Here is a 20,982-nt window from a genome sequence, read left to right as displayed (position 1 = left end):
ATGACTATAACTCCTCAACAATTGATCGCGCTGCTACCGCTGCTCGTCGTCGGATTGACGGTGGTGGTTGTGATGCTCTCCATAGCGTGGCGACGCGACCATTTTGTCAATGCAACACTGTCAGTTATCGGCCTGAACGCCGCATTGGTTTCACTGTGGTTTGTCGGCCAGGCTGGCGCGATGGACGTCACGCCGCTGATGCGCGTCGATGGCTATGCCATGCTCTACACCGGTCTGGTTCTGCTGGCGAGCCTCGCGACCTGTACGTTTGCTTACCCGTGGCTTGAGGGTTACACCGACAACCGCGAAGAGTTTTACCTGCTGGTGCTGATTGCCGCACTGGGCGGTATTCTGCTGGCAAACGCTAACCACCTGGCGGCCTTGTTCCTCGGTATTGAATTGATTTCACTGCCGCTGTTCGGCCTGATTGGTTACGCCTTCCGTCAGAAACGCTCGCTGGAAGCCAGTATCAAGTACACCATTTTGTCTGCCGCAGCCTCTTCCTTCTTGCTGTTCGGTATGGCGCTGGTGTATGCGGAATCTGGCGACCTGTCGTTTGTCGCGCTCGGCAAGAGCCTGGCAGACAACATGCTGCACGAACCGCTGCTGCTGGCAGGTCTGGGTCTGATGATTGTTGGCCTCGGCTTTAAACTGTCACTGGTTCCATTCCATCTCTGGACGCCAGATGTTTATCAGGGCGCTCCGGCTCCGGTTTCCACTTTCCTGGCAACCGCCAGCAAAATCGCCATTTTTGGTGTGGTGATGCGTCTGTTCCTCTATGCGCCAGTCGGCGATAGCGAAGCAGTGCGTGTGGTGCTGGGGATTATTGCTTTCATCTCCATCATCTTCGGCAACCTGATGGCGTTGAGCCAGACCAACATCAAGCGTCTGCTGGGCTACTCGTCTATCTCCCACCTCGGTTATTTGATGGTGGCATTGATTGCGCTGCAAAGCGGCGATATGTCGATGGAATCAGTAGGCGTTTATCTGGCAGGTTACCTGTTCAGCAGCCTCGGCGCGTTCGGCGTGGTCAGCCTGATGTCCAGCCCATATCGTGGTCCGGATGCAGATTCTCTGTACTCCTACCGTGGTCTGTTCTGGCATAAACCGGTTCTGTCTGCGGTAATGACGGTGATGATGCTGTCACTGGCGGGTATCCCAATGACGCTGGGCTTCATTGGTAAGTTCTACATCATCGCAGTAGGCGTGCAGTCTCACCTGTGGTGGTTGACCGGTGCTGTGGTGCTGGGTAGTGCGATTGGTTTGTACTACTACCTGCGAGTAACGGTGAGCTTGTATCTGAACGCACCGCAACAGCTGACCCGTGATACCCCAACTAACTGGGCGTTCACCGCAGGCGGTGTGGTTGTTCTGATCTCAGCCGTACTGGTGCTGTTACTGGGTGTTTACCCACAACCGCTCATCAGCCTGGTGCGTCTGGCGACACCGATGATGTAAGCCGTATCTGAATGAAATTAAAAGGCTGCCTTTCGGGGTGGCCTTTTTTATTTCAATGAATTGCTACACTTAAGTAAACTTTTAGCTTCGGCAATGAATAATGGAGTGGTATGACCACGCATCTGGTCTGGTTTCGCAATGATTTACGCATTAATGACAATCTGGCACTGAGTGCTGCGTGTCGTGACCCCGACGCTCGAGTGGTGGGGCTGTTTATTGCCTCGCCAGAACAATGGCGGCAACACGATATGTCGCCACGCCAGGCCGAGTTTATCTGGCAACATGTGCAAAGTTTGTCTCATGCACTTGCCCAGCGCGGCATTGAGCTGCGCGTTCATCAAGTGGGTGATTTTAATGACTGCGCTGAATATCTGAAGAATTTCTGCGAAGCGCAGCACGTCGACGCACTGTTTTATAACTATCAATACGAACTTAATGAACGACAGCGCGATGCTGCGGTTGAAAAGGCGCTGGGTCGGGATGTGGTTTGCCAGGGTTTTGATGACAGCGTATTACTGCCGCCCGGGAGCGTGACGACGGGCAATAACGAGATGTACAAAGTCTTCACGCCATTTAGCAAAGCGTTTATCAAACGCTTGCACGAAGGCTTGCCTGAATGCGTTTTGGCTCCGCTTCCGCGCGGTGATGAACTGTCAGTCACGTCCGCAGAGTCGTTTGATTACCCGCGCGCGGACGTTGACCCTATGCTGTTCCCCATCGGCGAACGGGCCGCTATCGCTAAATTGCGCGAGTTTTGCCAGCATCCTGCCGCAGCTTATCCCGGGCAACGTGATTTCCCCGCCATCGACGGCACCAGTCGTTTATCGGCTTATCTGGCGATTGGTGTGCTGTCACCACGCCAGTGTCTCCACCGCTTGCTGAAAGAGCATCCCCAGGCGCTGGAGGGGGGGAGCGGGAGTGTCTGGTTAAACGAATTAATCTGGCGCGAGTTTTATCGCCATTTGCTGGTGGCGTACCCGAAACTTTGTCGCCATCAGCCATTTATCTCATGGACGGATAACGTTGCCTGGCGGCAAGATAACGCTCAATTTGTTGCCTGGCAGAAGGGCAACACTGGTTTTCCAATCGTCGATGCGGCGATGCGCCAGATGAATGCTACTGGCTGGATGCACAACCGCTTGCGTATGGTGGTGGCCAGCTTTTTAGTCAAAGATTTATTGTGTGACTGGCGGCAGGGTGAACGCTATTTTATGTCACAACTGATTGATGGTGATCTGGCTGCCAACAACGGTGGCTGGCAGTGGGCCGCCTCGACGGGCACTGACGCGGCACCTTATTTTCGTATTTTTAACCCTACCACCCAGGGCGAGCGGTTTGACAAGCAAGGTGAATTTATTCGTCAGTGGTTGCCAGAACTGGGTGATGTGCCTGATAAATACATTCATACCCCGTGGGTCTGGGCCGAGAAACAGCAACTGACGCTGGACTATCCGCAGCCAATTGTTGACCATAAACAGGCACGTATAGCGACACTCGCCGCTTATGAAGTGGCCCGTAAATCTTGAGAGAAAGAACATGAAAAATAGCGAACTGGAACGCCTGATTAACGAAAAACTCAACAGCGCTGCGATTAGCGACTATGCGCCAAATGGTTTGCAGGTTGAAGGCCGCGAAGAGGTTCGCAAAATTATCACGGGCGTAACGGCAAGTCAGGCGCTGATTGATGAGGCAATACGTAGCCAGGCGGACGCGGTGATTGTGCATCATGGTTACTTCTGGAAAGGGGAATCCCCGGTGATTCGTGGCATGAAACGCAATCGCCTGAAAGCCTTGCTCAGCAACGACATCAATCTCTACGGCTGGCATTTGCCGCTTGATGCTCATCCACAACTGGGTAATAACGCGCAACTCGGCGCACTTCTTGGGATTGAAACCCAGGGTGAAATCGAGCCGCTGGTACCGTGGGGAGAATTTCCCACGCCGCTTTCTGGCGTAGAACTGGCATCATGGATTGAGATGCGCCTTGGCCGCACACCGCTGTGGTGTGGCGATACCGGCCCTGAGCAGATCCGTCGCGTGGCCTGGTGTACGGGCGGTGGGCAAAGCTTTATCGATAGCGCGGCACGTTTTGGTGTCGATGCATTTATTACTGGCGAAGTGTCAGAGCAAACCATTCATTCTGCGCGTGAGCAGGGGCTACATTTCTACGCGGCCGGGCACCACGCCACTGAACGTGGCGGCATCCAGGCACTGAGTGACTGGCTGAACAGCGAAACAGATTTGGAAGTGACATTCATCGATATTCCAAACCCAGCGTAGCGCAAAACCAAGGAGCAAAAGTGCAAAGAGCACGGTGTTATCTGTTAGGCGAAAGTGCAGTGGTTCTTGAGTTGGAACCCCCTATATCGCTGGAAAGCCAGCAACGCATCTGGGGATTAACTCAACGACTGATGGAAGCGCCAGGGGTTACAGACGTGATCCCGGGGATGAATAACATCACTGTGGTTCTGCGTGACCCGAAAAGTGTGGCGCTGGATGGCATTGAACGTATTCAACGCTGGTGGGAGGAGAGCGAGGCGATTGTGCCAGAATCCCGCCGCATTGAAATTCCGGTGATTTATGGTGGCAGTTTCGGCCCAGATCTCGAGGAGGTCGCTAAACGTTGCGGGTTATCGCCAGCTCAGGTAGTAGAGCAACACTCATCAGTTGAGTACATCGTCTACTTCCTCGGTTTCCAGCCAGGTTTCGCCTATCTTGGCGGTCTGGCAAAGACGCTTGAGACACCACGCCGCGCTGAACCACGTTTGATGGTGCCAGCCGGTTCGGTGGGGATCGGTGGCAGCCAGACGGGGATTTATCCGCTAGCGACACCGGGAGGTTGGCAAATTATCGGCCAGACTTCGGTGCAGTTATTCAATCCGGCAAAAGAAAATCCAACATTATTAACCCCGGGTGATACCGTCCGCTTCGTGCCTCAAAAGGAGGGCGTGTGCTGAAAATAATTCGTGCAGGAATGCATATGTCGGTACAGGGTACGGGACGTTATGGTTATCGGCAGTTAGGCGTGAGCCTGTGCGGTGCGCTTGATACTCCAGCACTGCAAACGGCGAATTTGCTGGTGGGCAATGAACCTGACAGTGCTGCGTTAGAAATTACTCTGGGAAATTGTGTCGTCGAGTTCACGCAAGACGGATGGTTTGCGCTGACAGGAGCGGGCTGTCATGCGGACCTGGATGGTCGTGCGGTGTGGACGGGCTGGCGTTTGCCGGTGAAAGCGGGCCAGCAACTGAAGCTCAAAAACCCCGAGCGTGGTATGCGTAGTTATCTTGCCGTTGCAGGTGGATTTGATGTTCCCGAAGTGCTGGGCTCGTACAGTACCGATATAAAAGCCCAAATCGGTGGCATCGAAGGGCGGCTACTTAAAGATGGCGATGAAATCGCGCAACTGCCTGCAACACGACATTTCCGTGAAGCGCGTGGCGTGAAACAGCTGTTGTGGGGAAACCGCATTCGTGCGCTCGAGGGGCCGGAGTATCACGAGTTCACTCAAACCTCTCAGGACGCGTTCTGGCGTTTGCCGTGGCAGCTTAGCCCGCAGAGTAACCGGATGGGTTATCGTTTACAGGGGCAGCGGCTGGAGCGCACCACAGACCGCGAATTACTGTCACACGGATTGCTGCCGGGTGTGGTGCAAGTACCGCACAACGGTCAGCCTATCGTGTTGATGAATGATGCTCAGACAACGGGCGGCTATCCGCGCATTGCGTGCGTTATCGAAGCGGACATGTTTAATCTGGCGCAATTGCGTTTGGGTGAACCGATCCACTTCGTACACACCACGCTGGAGGAAGCACTGAAAGCGCGTCGCGAGCAGCATATTTACCTCGAACAACTGGCCTGGCGGCTGAATAACGAAGACTGATTCTCAGGGATAATCTGATGCCAGAAGGCCCGGAAATACGACGAGCGGCTGACAAACTCGAAGCCGCGGTTTTAGGTAAGCCTATCACTGCGGCCTGGTTTGCCTTTCCTGCTTTAAAAGCGTTTGAAAAGGCACTTGTAGGCCAAAAAGTTGAGTGTATCGAAACGCGCGGTAAAGCGTTACTGACGCATTTCTCTGACGGTTTGACTCTCTACAGCCACAACCAGCTTTACGGCGTGTGGCGCGTGGTTAATGCCGGGGAAATACCGGAAACTAATCGTGTTTTACGCGTAAACTTGCAGACCGCCGATAAAGCCATTTTGCTCTACAGCGCCTCGGATATTGAAATGCTCGATGCGGAGGGGGTGGCGAGTCATCCATTTTTGCTCCGTGTTGGCCCGGATGTATTAGATCTCACTCTGAGTGCCGAACAGGTTAAAGAACGATTATTATCTGCAAGATTTCGCAAGCGACAATTCAGCGGTCTGTTGTTGGATCAGGCGTTTCTGGCAGGATTAGGAAACTATCTGCGCGTTGAAATTCTGTGGGCAGTAGGTTTGCTGGCGCAACATAAAGCACAGGATTTAACCCCCGTACAACTCGATAAACTGTCGCATGCCCTGCTGGATATTCCTCGACATTCCTACAATACCCGTGGAAATGTCGATGAAAATAAACATCATGGGGCGATTTTTAGCTTTAAGGTGTTTCATCGGGCAGGGCAGAAGTGCGAACGCTGCGGTGGCAAAATAGAGAAAACAATGCTGTCATCCAGGCCATTTTATTGGTGCCCGGGTTGTCAGCATTAACAATCCTGAGGATTGCGTTTATCTCATCTGACAGAGATCGGGTATATTGGGACGCAGATCACAAAAATATCTTAAAGGAAGACGTTGTACTATGAGTTATCGTTTCGCCCTGACTGCCATAGCAGCCGTTTTAGCCCTCACGGGATGCGCAAAATCGAAAACCGCCGACCAGACTCCGGCTTTCGATTTCGGCTCCTCGCGGGTGACCGTGACGCATATCCCGACTAAAACCGATGATGGCACCGCAATTTACGTGACTATTGATAGCAAGGATGCCGGTGCGCTGGGGAAGAGTGAGAGTCTCGAAGTTCAACTGCCAGAGGGCAAACATAAAGTCGGCGGCTATGCCCGGACGCTGATTGGTCGCGTGACCATAGCGCCTGTCGAAGTGTCGACATCAAGTGATGTTGTCAGCCATGTGACCTATTCTGTGACGAAGGGCAAACCAACATTTATCGTCCGTGCATCAACGCCAGTTCCGAAACCGAAGTCAGAATCGATTCCGGCGGAACCCGTTCCGATGATACCGAAACAAATTGAAGAGCCTGCCGCCACCGAACAGACGCAGACTGATGCACCTGTCGCGCCAGTAGCAACGCAGGAACCCCAGGAACCGCCGAAAGTTACCGAGTTGACGCCAACCATTCAATCGCCGACTGAGGCGCAAACATCAACCCCGCAGGGCGTGAGCATCACAACTCTGACGGATACCCCGCAGGCGTAACACTGGCGAGTAGAAACTAAAAAACTGGCGGATGACGTTTGCGCTTATGCACCTTACGAAACCGTTACTCGCAATATAAAAAAACGCGCCATTTGGCGCGTTTTTACTTTTCAGAAACGAACTTATTTCTTCAAATCAGATTTGAAATCACGCTGTGCGTAGCCAGTGTACAACTGACGTGGACGGGCAATTTTAATGCCGTCGTCGTGCATTTCGTTCCAGTGAGCAATCCAGCCAACAGTACGCGCCATCGCGAAGATAACGGTAAACATGGAAGATGGAATCCCCATGGCTTTCAGGATGATGCCTGAGTAGAAGTCCACGTTCGGGTAGAGTTTCTTCTCGATGAAGTACGGGTCGTTAAGCGCGATATGCTCAAGTTCCATCGCCACTTCCAGCAGGCTGTTATCTTTCAGATTCAGCTCTTTCAGAACTTCATGGCAGGTTTCACGCATTACAGTGGCACGCGGGTCGTAGTTTTTGTAGACGCGGTGACCAAAGCCCATCAGGCGGAAAGAGTCATTCTTATCTTTCGCACGACGGATGAATTCTGGAATGTGTTCAACGCTGCTGATCTCTTCGAGCATTTTCAGCGCCGCTTCGTTAGCACCACCGTGCGCAGGTCCCCACAGGGATGCGATACCGGCAGCGATACAGGCGAACGGGTTAGCGCCAGAAGAGCCTGCGGTACGAACGGTAGAGGTGGAAGCGTTTTGCTCGTGGTCAGCGTGCAGGATCAGAATTCGGTCCATAGCGCGTTCGAGAATCGGGTTAACTTCGTATTTCTCACACGGAGTGGAGAACATCATATTCAGGAAGTTACCGGAGTAGGACAGGTCGTTGCGTGGGTAAACGAACGGCTGGCCAATGGAATATTTGTAACACATGGCTGCCATCGTTGGCATTTTGGACAGCAGGCGGAACGCTGCAATTTCACGATGGCGTGGGTTATTCACGTCCATGGAGTCATGATAAAACGCCGCCAGCGCACCGGTCACGCCGCACATTACCGCCATCGGGTGGGAATCACGACGGAAACCGTGGAACAAACGGGTGATTTGTTCGTGGATCATAGTGTGACGGGTAACGGTGGTTTTGAATTCTTCGTATTGTTCCTGATTCGGTTTTTCGCCGTTCAGCAGGATGTAGCAGACTTCAAGATAGCTGGAGTGGGTTGCCAGTTGATCGATTGGGAAACCACGGTGCAACAAGATGCCTTCATCACCGTCGATAAAGGTGATTTTCGATTCACATGATGCGGTAGAGGTGAAACCTGGGTCAAAAGTAAACACACCTTTAGAACCAAGACTACGGATATCAATTACATCCTGACCGAGTGTGCCTTTTAGCACATCCAGTTCCAGAGCATCATCACCGTTATAGGTGAGAGTTGCTTTTTTATCAGCCATTTACGGTCTCCTTAGCGCCTTATTTCATCAGACTGCGCGGTGCCCGACTTGCCTATTCCCGTCATACTTCAAGTTGCATCTTTGTTGGCTTTCCTCGCTCACCCCAGTCACTTACTTATGTAAGCTCCAGGGGATTTGCTGCGTTGCCGCCTCGATGCCACTCGAATTATTTAGGAAATACATTCAAACCAACCGTGACGCTTACCCGTTTTTTTATTTGCTCGTGGCTCTGTTTTGATTGTGTACAGCCAGGGTACAGAGCGATGGGCGCTTGCAGGTAACACATGCCACGCAGGCGATAAATCAGCAAATCAAGGTGTTAGCAGTCCATATCATTCAAACCTGTTTACCACTAATAACTGTCCTAATCGACTGGGTCAATACCGACACACTGTTACATAACTTATTCTCAGGTGAAAGGCTGACCCTATAACTTTTGCGAATTATACGGCTTTTCTGGCTCCGTTTGTAACAAGAATGTTTAACTTTTGTCAAATCAGATGATTAAAATTTAAAATAATGTTGTTATCGTGATCGTGCTCACTGTTCCGACTAAAACCCTTCAAACTATATGTAGGTTAATTGTAATGAATTTGTGAAGCGCCTATACTGCCGCCAGGTCTCCGGAATACCCTGCCACCGGGCGCCACCCAGCGTTGTAGCCAGTTTTTTGGCATCTGGATGTAGCTGTTTTTGCATGACGCACAGTTATAGAAAGTTCACGCTGTCTGACCCCGCCTGCAGACCCGGAGGAAGGAAACAATAAGAACAGCATGTGGGCGCTATTCATGATAAAAAATGCGAAAAAACAAAGACCTGTAAACCTCGATCTCACTACGATGAGGTTCCCCGTCACTGCAATCGCTTCCATCCTCCATCGTGTATCCGGCGTGATCACCTTTGTGGCTGTTGGCATCCTACTTTGGTTATTGGGTCAGTCACTCTCCTCTCCAGAAGGCTTCCTTGTTGCGTCAGCAATCATGGACAGCTTCTTTGTTAAATTCATTATGTGGGGCATCCTCACCGCGCTGGCTTATCACGTTGTTGTGGGTATTCGCCACATCATGATGGACACCGGTTTGCTGGATGAAACCCTGATAGCGGGCAAACGATCCGCGATGATTTCCTTTGTCTTGACTTTCGTGCTTTCAATTCTCGCAGGAGTCCTCGTATGGTAAGCAATGCCTCCGCATTGGGTCGCAATGGTGTGCATGACTATATTCTGGTTCGTGCCTCCGCCATCGTCATCACCCTGTACATCATTTATATGATCGGGTTCTTCGCTGTTACCGGCGATTTAACCTACGAGGTCTGGAGTGGTTTCTTCGGCTCCGCCTTCACCAAAGTGTTCACCCTGCTGACATTGTTCTCAATTTTGATCCATGCCTGGATTGGCATGTGGCAGGTGTTGACCGACTACGTTAAACCAGTGGCGATTCGTCTTGGGCTGCAACTGCTGATTGTTGTGGCACTGCTGGTTTACGTTATTTATGGATTCGTTGTGGTGTGGGGTGTGTAATGAATTTACCAGTCAGAGAGTTTGATGCAGTCGTCATCGGTGCAGGTGGCGCAGGTATGCGCGCCGCGCTGCAGATTTCCCAGTCAGGCCAGACTTGTGCCTTGCTGTCTAAAGTTTTCCCAACCCGTTCCCACACCGTGTCTGCGCAGGGTGGTATTACCGTTGCACTGGGTAATACCCACGAAGACAACTGGGAATGGCATATGTATGACACGGTAAAAGGTTCCGACTATATCGGTGACCAGGACGCCATTGAATATATGTGTAAAACCGGCCCGGAAGCGATTCTGGAACTGGAACATATGGGTCTGCCGTTCTCCCGTCTTGAAGATGGCACTATTTATCAGCGTCCGTTTGGTGGCCAGTCGAAGAACTTCGGTGGCGAACAAGCGGCACGTACTGCGGCGGCTGCCGACCGTACCGGTCACGCATTGCTGCACACCCTTTATCAACAGAACCTGAAAAACAAAACCACTATTTTCTCCGAGTGGTATGCGCTGGATCTGGTGAAAAACGCCGATGGTGCCGTGGTGGGTACCACCGCACTGTGCATCGAAACCGGTGAAGTGGTTTACTTCAAAGCGAAAGCAACCGTACTGGCTACAGGCGGTGCAGGCCGTATTTATCAGTCCACCACTAACGCCCACATTAATACCGGCGACGGTGTTGGCATGGCGCTGCGTGCTGGTGTACCGGTGCAAGACATGGAAATGTGGCAATTCCACCCAACCGGTATCGCCGGTGCGGGCGTTCTTGTTACAGAAGGTTGTCGTGGTGAAGGCGGTTATCTGCTGAACAAACATGGCGAACGTTTCATGGAACGTTATGCGCCAAACGCCAAAGATCTGGCGGGCCGTGACGTTGTGGCTCGTTCCATCATGATTGAAATCCGTGAAGGTCGTGGTTGCGATGGCCCATGGGGTCCACACGCTAAATTGAAACTCGACCACCTGGGCAAAGAAGTTCTGGAATCACGCCTGCCGGGTATCCTTGAGCTGTCACGTACCTTTGCACACGTTGACCCGGTTAAAGAGCCGATTCCGGTTATCCCTACTTGCCACTATATGATGGGCGGGATCCCGACCAAAGTAACCGGCCAGGCGCTGACCGTAAACGAGCAGGGCGAAGACGTCGTTATTCCGGGTCTGTTTGCCGTGGGCGAAATCGCCTGCGTATCGGTTCACGGTGCTAACCGTCTGGGCGGCAACTCGCTGCTTGACCTGGTGGTGTTCGGTCGCGCTGCGGGTCTGCATCTGCTGGAGTGTATCGCTGAGCAAGGCGAACTGCGTGATGCCAGCGAAGACGACATCAATGCCGCTCTGGAACGTCTGAACCGCTGGAACAATAACCGTAACGGTGAAGATCCAGTGCAAATCCGCAAAGCGCTTCAGGAATGTATGCAGCATAACTTCTCGGTATTCCGTGAAGGTGATGCCATGGCAAAAGGTCTTGAGCAGCTGAAACAAATCCGTGAACGCCTGAAAAATGCCCGTCTGGATGACACTTCAAGCGAATTCAACACCCAGCGTGTTGAGTGCCTGGAGCTGGATAACCTGATGGAAACCGCTTATGCAACCGCTGTGTCCGCGAACTTCCGCACCGAAAGCCGTGGCGCGCATAGCCGCTTCGACTATCCGGACCGTGACGATGCAAACTGGCTATGCCATAGCCTGTATCTGCCTGAGTCGGAAAGCATGACTCGCCGTGAGGTGAACATGCAGCCGAAACTGCGTCCGGCATTCCCGCCGAAAGTGCGTACTTATTAATAGCGGAGCAAAGTGATGAAACTCGAATTCTCTATTTATCGCTACAACCCGGATGTTGACGATGCTCCGCGTATGCAGGAGTACACCCTGGAAGGGGAAGAAGGGCGCGACATGATGTTGCTTGACGCGCTGATGCAACTGAAAGAAAAAGATCCGACGCTGTCGTTTCGTCGCTCATGCCGTGAAGGGGTTTGTGGCTCTGATGGCGTGAACATGAACGGTAAAAATGGTCTGGCTTGTATCACGCCAATCTCCGCACTGGGTAACGGAAAGCAGAAGATTGTTATCCGCCCACTCCCAGGTTTGCCGGTTGTGCGAGATCTCGTTGTGGACATGGGGCAATTCTATGCTCAATATGAGAAGATTAAGCCTTACCTGTTGAATAATGGGCAGAATCCACCGGCTCGTGAGCATTTACAGTCACCTGAGCAACGTGAAAAACTCGATGGGCTGTACGAATGTATCCTTTGTGCTTGCTGCTCGACGTCCTGCCCATCATTCTGGTGGAACCCGGATAAGTTCATCGGTCCGGCAGGTCTACTGGCGGCGTATCGCTTCTTAATCGATAGCCGTGATACTGAAACCGCCAGTCGTCTTGACGGTATCAGTGATGCTTTCAGTGTATTCCGCTGCCATAGCATCATGAATTGCGTCAGTGTTTGTCCTAAGGGGCTAAACCCGACGAAAGCTATCGGCCATATTAAGTCGATGTTGCTGCAAAAGAGTGCCTGATAGTTCCCTCTCCTGGGGGAGAGGGTTAGGGTGAGGGCGACCGATGCTGGACACAACCCTCACCCCGACACTCTCCCTGAGGGAGAGGGAGTCATAAAAATGCAGGAAATCTTTAAAAACTGCCCTGTTGCGACAGTTTTTAAAGGTTCCTTCTCGAGCCGCCTGGAAAGGAAAAAGGCTCGTAGTTGTGAACCCCGGTAATGCGTACAGCTTCTGTATTTTGTACGTAATAGTTATTCACGGCGAAATAAGCATAAAAATGCTTAAGGGATCACGATGCAGAACGGCGAAATGAAAGCCTGGCTGGATTCCTCTTACCTGGCAGGTGCAAACCAGTCCTGGATAGAGCAGCTCTATGAAGACTTCTTAACCGATCCTGACTCTGTTGATGCGCACTGGCGCTCAATGTTCCAGCAATTACCTGGAACCGGGGCCAGACCGGATCAATTCCATTCCAAAACACGTGATTATTTCCGTCGTCTGGCGAAGGATGCCTCACGTTATTCCACCGCAATTACCGACCCTGACACTGACGTTAAGCAAGTCAAAGTCCTGCAGTTGATCAACGCCTGGCGTTTCCGTGGTCATCAAGCTGCAAACCTTGATCCGCTTGGCCTGTGGAAACAGGACTCGGTTCCCGATTTGGATCCTGCTTTCCACAATCTGACGGATGCCGATCTTCAGGAAACTTTCAACGTGGGTTCTTTTGCCAGCGGCAAAGAAACCATGAAGCTTGCTGACCTGATTGATGCGCTCAAACAGACCTACGGCGGTTCGATCGGTGCGGAATATATGCACATCACTAGCACTGAAGAGAAACGCTGGATCCAGCAGCGCATTGAATCGGTGGTAGGTCACTCAACATTTACGGTTGAAGAGAAAAAACGCTTCCTGAGCGAACTGACTGCAGCTGAAGGGCTTGAGCGTTACCTGGGTGCGAAATTCCCGGGCGCGAAACGCTTCTCACTGGAAGGCGGTGACGCACTGGTGCCAATGCTCAAAGAGATGATCCGCCATGCGGGCAAGAGCGGCACACGTGAAGTGGTTCTGGGTATGGCGCACCGTGGCCGCCTGAACGTACTCATCAACGTACTGGGTAAAAAACCGCAGGAACTGTTCGACGAGTTTGCCGGTAAACATAAAGAACACCTGGGCACCGGTGACGTGAAGTACCACATGGGCTTCTCATCTGATGTTGAAACCGAAGGCGGCCTGGTACACCTGGCGCTGGCGTTTAACCCGTCGCACCTTGAAATCGTAAGCCCGGTGGTTATCGGTTCTGTACGTGCGCGTCTGGACAGGCTGGATAAACCAGGCAGCAACCAGGTTCTGCCAATCACCATTCACGGTGACGCAGCGGTTGCAGGGCAGGGCGTGGTTCAGGAAACCCTGAACATGTCCAAAGCGCGTGGTTACGAAGTGGGCGGTACCGTTCGCATCGTAATCAACAACCAGATTGGTTTCACCACATCCAACCCACTGGATGCGCGTTCTACACCGTACTGTACCGATATCGGTAAGATGGTGATGGCGCCAATTTTCCACGTGAATGCTGATGATCCTGAAGCTGTAGCGTTTGTTACTCGCCTGGCGCTGGACTTCCGTAACACCTTCAAGCGCGACGTGTTTATTGACCTGGTTTGCTACCGTCGCCATGGTCATAACGAAGCTGATGAGCCAAGTGCAACTCAGCCGATGATGTACCAGAAAATTAAGAAACACCCGACGCCGCGTAAAATTTACGCCGACCGTCTGGAGCAGCAAAAGCTTGCCACGCTGGAAGATGCCACCGAAATGGTGAACCTCTACCGTGATGCGCTGGATGCCGGTGAGTGTGTGGTGAAAGAATACCGCCCAATGAACATGCATTCGTTTACCTGGTCGCCATACCTCAACCACGAGTGGGATGAGAGCTATCCGAACAAGGTAGAGATGAAGCGTCTGCAGGAGCTGGCTAAACGTATTAGCAGCGCACCTGAAACCGTTGAAATGCAGTCACGTGTAGCGAAAATCTACAGCGACCGCATGGAAATGGCGAACGGCGCGAAGAAATTCGACTGGGGTGCTGCAGAAAACCTGGCGTACGCCACTATGGTTGATGAAGGTGTTTCTGTACGTTTGTCTGGTGAAGACGTGGGTCGTGGGACCTTCTTCCACCGTCACGCGGTGATTCACAACCAGACCAACGGTTCGACTTACACCCCGCTGCAACACGTTCACAACAGCCAGGGCGAGTTCAAAGTTTGGGACTCCGTGCTGTCTGAAGAAGCGGTTCTGGCGTTTGAATACGGTTATGCGACTGCGGAACCGCGTACGCTGACTATCTGGGAAGCGCAGTTCGGCGACTTTGCCAACGGTGCTCAGGTTGTTATCGACCAGTTCATCAGCTCCGGCGAGCAAAAATGGGGCCGTATGTGTGGCCTGGTGATGTTGCTGCCACATGGCTACGAAGGCCAGGGTCCAGAGCACTCATCCGCTCGTCTGGAACGTTACCTCCAGCTGTGTGCTGAGCAGAACATGCAGGTTTGCGTGCCTTCTACTCCAGCGCAGGTTTACCACATGCTGCGTCGTCAGGCGCTGCGCGGTATGCGTCGTCCGCTGGTCGTCATGTCACCGAAATCCCTGCTGCGTCATCCGCTGGCGGTTTCTACTCTCGACGAATTGGCTAACGGTAGCTTCCTGCCAGCGATTGGCGAAGTTGACGAGCTGGATCCAGCTGGCGTGAAACGCGTGGTAATGTGTTCTGGTAAGGTTTATTACGATTTGCTGGAACAGCGTCGTAAGAACGATCAGAAAGATGTGGCGATTGTGCGCATCGAACAGTTGTATCCATTCCCGCACCAGGCGATGCAGGAAGTATTGAAACAGTTTGCTCACGTACATGATTTTGTGTGGTGCCAGGAAGAGCCGCTTAACCAGGGCGCATGGTACTGCAGCCAGCACCATTTCCGTGAAGTGATTCCATTTGGATCAGCCCTGCGTTATGCAGGTCGTCCAGCCTCCGCTTCACCAGCGGTAGGGTACTTGTCCGTTCACCAGAAACAGCAGCAAGATCTGGTTAATGACGCGCTGAACGTCGATTAATTAAAGGATAAAAAATGAGTAGCGTAGATATTCTAGTTCCTGACCTGCCTGAGTCCGTTGCCGATGCGACTGTTGCAACCTGGCATAAAAAACCGGGTGACACCGTTACCCGTGACGAAGTGCTGGTGGAAATCGAAACTGACAAAGTGGTACTGGAAGTACCGGCGTCTGCAGATGGTATTCTGGATGCTGTACTGGAAGATGAAGGGACAACCGTTACCTCTCGTCAAATCCTGGGCCGTTTGCGTGAAGGCAACAGTTCCGGCAAAGAGACTTCTGCGAAAGCAGAAAGCAAAGAGTCTACTCCGGCTCAGCGCCAGCAGGCTTCTTTGGAAGAGCAGAGCAACGACGCACTCAGCCCGGCTATTCGTCGTCTGATAGCTGAACATTCTCTGGACGCTAATGCCATTAAAGGCAGCGGTGTCGGCGGTCGTATCACCCGTGAAGATGTTGATAAACATCTGACTCAAGCGAAAGCGGCTCAACCTGCTCAAGCTAAAGCCGCTACAGAGACCAAAGCACCGGTTGCTCCACTGGCAGGTCGCAGCGAAAAACGCGTTCCGATGACACGTCTGCGTAAGCGTGTTGCCGAGCGCCTGCTGGAAGCGAAAAACTCCACCGCCATGCTGACTACGTTTAACGAAGTGAACATGAAGCCAATCATGGAACTGCGTAAGCAGTACGGTGAATCCTTCGAGAAACGTCATGGTGTGCGTCTGGGCTTCATGTCCTTCTACATCAAAGCGGTTGTTGAAGCGCTGAAACGCTACCCTGAAGTCAACGCGTCTATTGATGGCGAAGACGTGGTTTACCACAACTACTTCGACGTGAGCATCGCGGTTTCGACTCCGCGTGGTCTGGTTACGCCAGTACTGCGTGATGTTGATACCCTCGGCATGGCTGACATAGAAAAACGTATTAAAGAACTGGCTGTGAAAGGCCGTGACGGCAAGCTGACCGTGGAAGATTTGACTGGCGGTAACTTCACCATCACCAACGGTGGTGTGTTTGGTTCTCTGATGTCTACGCCAATCATCAACCCGCCGCAGAGCGCGATCCTCGGCATGCACGCCATCAAAGATCGTCCGATGGCGGTTGACGGTAAAGTTGAGATCCTGCCAATGATGTATCTGGCGCTGTCTTACGACCACCGTCTGATAGATGGCCGTGAATCAGTGGGTTATCTGGTAGCAATCAAAGAATTGCTCGAAGACCCGACTCGTCTGCTGCTGGACGTTTAGTACCCTACGCTCGGTGGTTAAAACTGCCGGGCCTATAATAATCACCTGCCTTGTAGGTCGAAAGCTGCGCGTCATCCGACGCGGATTGCGATAACTGACCGACATGTTTTTATGAAGGATGGATAGAACTCATGAACTTACACGAGTATCAGGCGAAACAGTTGTTTGCTCGATATGGCCTACCGGCTCCAGTCGGTTATGCCTGTAACACGCCACGTGAAGCGGAAGAAGCAGCCTCTAAAATTGGCGCAGGTCCGTGGGTGGTAAAATGTCAGGTTCACGCTGGTGGCCGCGGTAAAGCGGGCGGCGTGAAAGTGGTAAACAGCAAAGAAGATATCCGTGCTTTTGCTGAACACTGGCTGGGTAAACGCCTGGTGACCTACCAGACAGACGCAAACGGCCAGCCGGTTCACCAGATTCTGGTTGAAGCTGCGACTGACATCGATAAAGAACTGTATCTTGGCGCGGTGGTTGATCGTAGCTCCCGTCGCGTAGTGTTCATGGCGTCCACCGAAGGTGGCGTTGAAATTGAAAAAGTTGCGGAAGAAACCCCGCATCTGATCCACAAAGTTGCACTGGATCCGCTGGCAGGCCCAATGCCTTATCAAGGCCGTGAACTGGCGTTCAAACTGGGTCTGGAAGGTAAACAAGTTCAGCAGTTCACCAGGATCTTTATGGGGCTGGCGAACATCTTCCTTGAGCGCGATCTTGCGCTTATCGAAATCAACCCGCTGGTTATCACTAAGCAGGGCGATCTGGTTTGTCTTGATGGCAAACTGGGTGCCGATGGCAACGCACTCTTCCGCCAGCCAGAGCTGCGCGAAATGCGTGACCCAAGCCAGGAAGATGCACGTGAATCTCAGGCTGCACAGTGGGAACTGAATTACGTTGCCCTTGATGGCAACATCGGTTGCATGGTTAACGGTGCGGGCCTGGCAATGGGCACCATGGACATCGTTAAACTACACGGCGGCGAACCTGCTAACTTCCTGGATGTTGGCGGCGGCGCAACCAAAGAACGCGTGACCGAAGCATTCAAAATCATTCTGTCTGACGACAAAGTGAAAGCCGTACTGGTTAACATCTTCGGCGGTATCGTACGTTGCGACCTGATTGCAGACGGCATCATCGGTGCGGTTGCAGAAGTAGGTGTTAACGTTCCGGTGGTAGTACGCCTGGAAGGTAACAACGCGGAACTGGGTGCGAAGAAACTGGCTGACAGCGGCCTGAATATTATTGCAGCAAAAAGTCTGACGGATGCAGCACAGCAGGTTGTTGCTGCCGTGGAGGGGAAATAATGTCCATTTTGATCGATAAAAACACCAAGGTGATTTGCCAGGGTTTCACCGGCAGTCAGGGGACTTTCCACTCCGAGCAGGCGATTGCATACGGTACGCAAATGGTTGGCGGTGTTACGCCAGGTAAAGGCGGTACAGAGCATCTGGGTCTGCCAGTATTTAACACCGTGCGTGAAGCCGTAGAAGCCACAGGCGCAACCGCTTCTGTTATCTACGTTCCTGCACCGTTCTGCAAAGACTCCATTCTGGAAGCTATCGATGCAGGCATTAAGCTGATCATCACCATCACCGAAGGCATCCCGACGCTGGATATGCTGACGGTGAAAGTGAAACTGGACGAAGCTGGCGTGCGCATGATTGGGCCAAACTGCCCAGGTGTGATCACCCCAGGCGAGTGCAAAATCGGCATCATGCCAGGTCACATTCACCTGCCAGGCAAAGTGGGCATTGTTTCCCGCTCTGGTACGCTGACGTATGAAGCGGTTAAACAGACTACTGACATCGGTCTGGGCCAGTCCACCTGTGTGGGCATCGGTGGTGACCCGATCCCAGGCTCTAACTTCATCGACATTCTGAAGATGTTCCAGGAAGATCCGAAAACTGAAGCTATCGTGATGATCGGTGAGATCGGTGGTAGCGCAGAAGAAGAAGCAGCAGCTTACATCAAAGAGCATGTGACCAAGCCAGTAGTGGGTTACATCGCCGGTGTGACTGCACCGAAAGGCAAGCGTATGGGCCACGCGGGCGCCATCATCGCTGGTGGCAAAGGTACTGCGGATGAGAAATTCGCAGCACTGGAAGCTGCAGGCGTGAAAACCGTTCGCAGCCTCGCTGACATCGGTGATGCACTGAAATCTATTCTGCCTCAGTAAAGAAATAAGAGTAAATCCCCTAAGCAGATGTGATTTTAATGCGAAGGGGATAATGTTCGACATGGTTGGCCGCTCAATGAGCGGCCTTTTTTGTTCATATTGAATATATATATCCTATTAACTATGGATATTGGCATTCCGTATTAGATTTATATGTATGATTTTCTTCAGAAGGCGCTGGGTATTTCTTGATAAATTCACTGGCAAGTTTTTTTGCCTGTTCGATTTCTTTATCATTAAGTTTTCGGGCAATATCATCGAGTGGTTTTTTTGCATCTATAAGGCCATTTGAATATGCTGTAGCATACCACGCGTAAGCCTGAGTAGAATCCTTGTCCTTTCCCTTTGCAGAATCGCATTCCAGGAAAAAGCTGCGATTAAAACCAGGTAAAATATAATAAAAGACAAAAAGTTTCTGATGATTATAATTTCTTTGCACATGTTTACCTCAATCAATTTAATGGAGAGGATAAACTTGTATTGTAGGGTGCTTTAATTTCTGGAGAAATTTTTGACCTGTACCGATAAATGATTTGCACAGTGTTCGCTGTGGCTCAAATGAACCCTCAATTGTGATTTTTATTTCTATTTTGTGCAGGTGTTAGCCTGCACTGCATCGGCCACACACATCTACTAAACTTCACACTTCAGCCTGTCTGACATTAACCGGGTAATCTATATGCTTCAACATTAGATCGCCGTTATTTACTGTATAAAAATCAAAGGAGATATTTTCACGTCGTCCTGATTGATATAAGGATATGCAATAAACACTGTACTCTATTTTCTTCATGTTTATACCTTTCACTATGACACTTATAGACTGAATATCTAAGGATATTAATTTCCCTTCATTGGTTTGTCTTTTTTTTACACCATTCAATATGTCGGGAATTGCTTTCTCATTTATGCCGTTTATAATGTAAAAATTCTCACCGTAACTCATTGTAATTGTGTTGTATTCCATTTTGAATTGTTCAATTTTTTTATTTATTTTCCTTTTATCTAAATAAATCGTGGAGATACTATTAACAATGGCAAAGAAAATGCTCACGGAAATAAGTTTAAAAATTTTTAATATATATCCATCATTGTAATGGAATATTTTTACATTATAATAATCGATCATTCCTATGGTTGTCACAATAGCTACGAAAACGGGAAAGCTACAAATCGTTATGTATGAGAGGATGGACATTTTTTTATTAACATTTTTGCGCCGTTTAAAAAAAGACATCTTAATCATTACCATTATCCTTATTTATGATACTTCCCACATTATCACTTGTACCTTCAGACGTTATCCCTGTAACGTAGTCACCAACAATATTTGATAACAACGGTATTTTGCCCAAAAGACCACTTACGACTGTTCCAACTCCAGCCCCTACAGCACTGCTATTACTCCCACTATTTAAATAAGCAATTCCGGAAGCGATTAATGTGTTCGTACTAAGTAAACGGCCTGGATATAAAGCGCCGGTCAATGCAGCTGTGGCTGCATCAGAAGCCTTTACCTCTCCGTGTTCAATCCATTGATATGAAATATTCGCAGAACAAAAAAGAGTGCTACTTCGAATCATATTTGCAAAAGATGCTGCAGGTCCAAATAGAGCTGTAAGCGAAATAATTGGCGTATCAATCGACCATGCTTTTACATAGTCAGAACCAGGGGTCCACGCTCCTTCGGTGGATGCCATATTACTTAATGCCCTGGCAGATTCGTCAGATGATAAACGGGCTCCAGCAGACGTGGCTGCCTCACCATAGTCAACTCCACCAATAGTCCCCAGCGAAAACAAATCTCCCCAGTTATCACTAAGACCTAAGGGATCACTTTGCTGTATGGGGTTGAATGTATAGCTATAACCATTCCATCCCCCCGCCAACCCAATCGGATCCTGACTGATATACCTTCCCTGAGCCGGGTCGTAATAACGGTGCCGGTTATAATGCAGCCCCGATTCTTCATCGATCTGCTGGCCCTGCATTCTCAGTGGCTGATGCAGTTGCTGCGGATTGTTTTCGCTGAGGACGTTGCCCCACGGGTCGAGGGTGATGTGCCAGTCGATATTCCCCTCGCGATCCACCAGTGCCAGCGGCGTGCCCAGATGGTCGCAGTGGTAGAGGTGGATTTTGCGGTCGTTTTCCGCTTCCGGCTCCAGCCACAGGGCGAGGTTTTCGGCC

At 51.1% G+C, this 20,982-nt stretch carries 20 protein-coding genes; 15 read left to right on the top strand and 5 right to left on the bottom strand.

Going from position 1 to position 20,982, the window contains the following annotated elements; genetic code table 11:
• From nuoN to WBL83_RS13920, 7 genes are all read left to right on the top strand, one after another.
• Entirely contained in the window at positions 1-1,458 is a 1,458-nt protein-coding gene (nuoN, locus tag WBL83_RS13950; RefSeq protein WP_424589712.1) for an NADH-quinone oxidoreductase subunit NuoN, read from the top strand.
• Between the two features lie 110 nt (positions 1,459-1,568).
• Positions 1,569-2,984, top strand: coding sequence for a deoxyribodipyrimidine photo-lyase (phrB, locus tag WBL83_RS13945; RefSeq protein ID WP_424589711.1), 1,416 nt, complete (start codon positions 1,569-1,571; stop codon positions 2,982-2,984).
• A gap of 10 nt (positions 2,985-2,994) precedes the next feature.
• Positions 2,995-3,738: a type 2 GTP cyclohydrolase I gene (locus WBL83_RS13940; RefSeq protein ID WP_424589710.1), complete on the top strand. Its 744-nt coding sequence runs from the start codon at positions 2,995-2,997 to the stop codon at positions 3,736-3,738.
• A gap of 20 nt (positions 3,739-3,758) precedes the next feature.
• A complete protein-coding gene (gene pxpB, locus WBL83_RS13935; protein WP_424589709.1) occupies positions 3,759-4,415 on the top strand; it encodes a 5-oxoprolinase subunit PxpB in 657 nt (218 codons plus the stop codon).
• On the top strand, positions 4,409-5,341 hold the full coding sequence (gene pxpC / locus WBL83_RS13930) for a 5-oxoprolinase subunit PxpC (protein WP_424589708.1): 933 nt from the start codon (positions 4,409-4,411) through the stop codon (positions 5,339-5,341). Before pxpB ends, pxpC begins: the two co-directional genes overlap by 7 nt.
• 17 nt (positions 5,342-5,358) lie before the next feature.
• Positions 5,359-6,150 (top strand): endonuclease VIII, encoded by a 792-nt coding sequence (nei, locus tag WBL83_RS13925; protein WP_424589707.1) that lies wholly within the window; start codon positions 5,359-5,361, stop codon positions 6,148-6,150.
• 91 nt (positions 6,151-6,241) lie between these two features.
• Positions 6,242-6,874, top strand: a complete 633-nt coding sequence (locus WBL83_RS13920; RefSeq protein ID WP_424589706.1) for a hypothetical protein — start codon at positions 6,242-6,244, stop codon at positions 6,872-6,874.
• 122 nt (positions 6,875-6,996) lie between these two features.
• On the opposite strand, the gene WBL83_RS13915 is transcribed toward WBL83_RS13920, so the two are convergent.
• Together WBL83_RS13915 and WBL83_RS13910 are read right to left on the bottom strand one after the other, a co-directional pair.
• The gene (locus WBL83_RS13915; protein ID WP_424589705.1) at positions 6,997-8,283 is read right to left on the bottom strand and encodes a citrate synthase; all 1,287 of its coding nucleotides are present in this window, start codon (positions 8,281-8,283) and stop codon (positions 6,997-6,999) included.
• A gap of 336 nt (positions 8,284-8,619) precedes the next feature.
• Positions 8,620-8,778, bottom strand: a complete 159-nt coding sequence (locus tag WBL83_RS13910; RefSeq protein WP_424589704.1) for a hypothetical protein — start codon at positions 8,776-8,778, stop codon at positions 8,620-8,622.
• Between the two features lie 278 nt (positions 8,779-9,056).
• Between WBL83_RS13910 and sdhC the strand changes: the two genes are divergently transcribed.
• From sdhC to sucD, 8 genes are all read left to right on the top strand, one after another.
• Positions 9,057-9,461 (top strand): succinate dehydrogenase cytochrome b556 subunit, encoded by a 405-nt coding sequence (gene sdhC / locus WBL83_RS13905; RefSeq protein WP_424589703.1) that lies wholly within the window; start codon positions 9,057-9,059, stop codon positions 9,459-9,461.
• Positions 9,455-9,802: a succinate dehydrogenase membrane anchor subunit gene (gene sdhD, locus WBL83_RS13900; RefSeq protein ID WP_424589702.1), complete on the top strand. Its 348-nt coding sequence runs from the start codon at positions 9,455-9,457 to the stop codon at positions 9,800-9,802. Before sdhC ends, sdhD begins: the two co-directional genes overlap by 7 nt.
• Positions 9,802-11,568 carry a succinate dehydrogenase flavoprotein subunit gene (gene sdhA, locus WBL83_RS13895; RefSeq protein WP_424589701.1) on the top strand — a complete coding sequence of 589 codons (1,767 nt, stop codon included), beginning with the start codon at positions 9,802-9,804 and terminating at the stop codon, positions 11,566-11,568. Before sdhD ends, sdhA begins: the two co-directional genes overlap by 1 nt.
• A 15-nt stretch (positions 11,569-11,583) precedes the next feature.
• Positions 11,584-12,300, top strand: coding sequence for a succinate dehydrogenase iron-sulfur subunit (locus WBL83_RS13890; protein WP_064512632.1), 717 nt, complete (start codon positions 11,584-11,586; stop codon positions 12,298-12,300).
• 276 nt (positions 12,301-12,576) lie between these two features.
• Entirely contained in the window at positions 12,577-15,384 is a 2,808-nt protein-coding gene (gene sucA / locus WBL83_RS13885) for a 2-oxoglutarate dehydrogenase E1 component (RefSeq protein WP_424589700.1), read from the top strand.
• Between the two features lie 14 nt (positions 15,385-15,398).
• Positions 15,399-16,625: a 2-oxoglutarate dehydrogenase complex dihydrolipoyllysine-residue succinyltransferase gene (gene odhB, locus WBL83_RS13880; protein ID WP_424589699.1), complete on the top strand. Its 1,227-nt coding sequence runs from the start codon at positions 15,399-15,401 to the stop codon at positions 16,623-16,625.
• A 131-nt stretch (positions 16,626-16,756) separates the two neighbouring features.
• The gene (gene sucC, locus WBL83_RS13875) at positions 16,757-17,923 is read left to right on the top strand and encodes an ADP-forming succinate--CoA ligase subunit beta (protein WP_424589698.1); all 1,167 of its coding nucleotides are present in this window, start codon (positions 16,757-16,759) and stop codon (positions 17,921-17,923) included.
• The gene (gene sucD, locus WBL83_RS13870; RefSeq protein ID WP_424589697.1) at positions 17,923-18,795 is read left to right on the top strand and encodes a succinate--CoA ligase subunit alpha; all 873 of its coding nucleotides are present in this window, start codon (positions 17,923-17,925) and stop codon (positions 18,793-18,795) included. Before sucC ends, sucD begins: the two co-directional genes overlap by 1 nt.
• 121 nt (positions 18,796-18,916) lie before the next feature.
• Here the strand turns inward: sucD and WBL83_RS13865 are convergent, their stop codons facing one another.
• The 3 genes from WBL83_RS13865 to WBL83_RS13855 all read right to left on the bottom strand — a co-directional run.
• Positions 18,917-19,234 carry a hypothetical protein gene (locus tag WBL83_RS13865; RefSeq protein WP_424589696.1) on the bottom strand — a complete coding sequence of 106 codons (318 nt, stop codon included), beginning with the start codon at positions 19,232-19,234 and terminating at the stop codon, positions 18,917-18,919.
• A gap of 201 nt (positions 19,235-19,435) precedes the next feature.
• A complete protein-coding gene (locus WBL83_RS13860) occupies positions 19,436-20,041 on the bottom strand; it encodes a hypothetical protein (protein ID WP_424589695.1) in 606 nt (201 codons plus the stop codon).
• A partial coding sequence (locus WBL83_RS13855) for an RHS repeat-associated core domain-containing protein (RefSeq protein ID WP_424589694.1) occupies positions 20,034-20,982 on the bottom strand: 949 nt, incomplete at its 5' end. The genes WBL83_RS13860 and WBL83_RS13855, both read right to left, overlap by 8 nt.

Source organism: Buttiauxella sp. (genome assembly GCF_049686335.1).
Lineage (GTDB): Bacteria > Pseudomonadota > Gammaproteobacteria > Enterobacterales > Enterobacteriaceae > Buttiauxella.
Note: the sequence above shows the minus strand (reverse complement) of the source record. Positions and strands in the feature narration are given on the sequence as shown.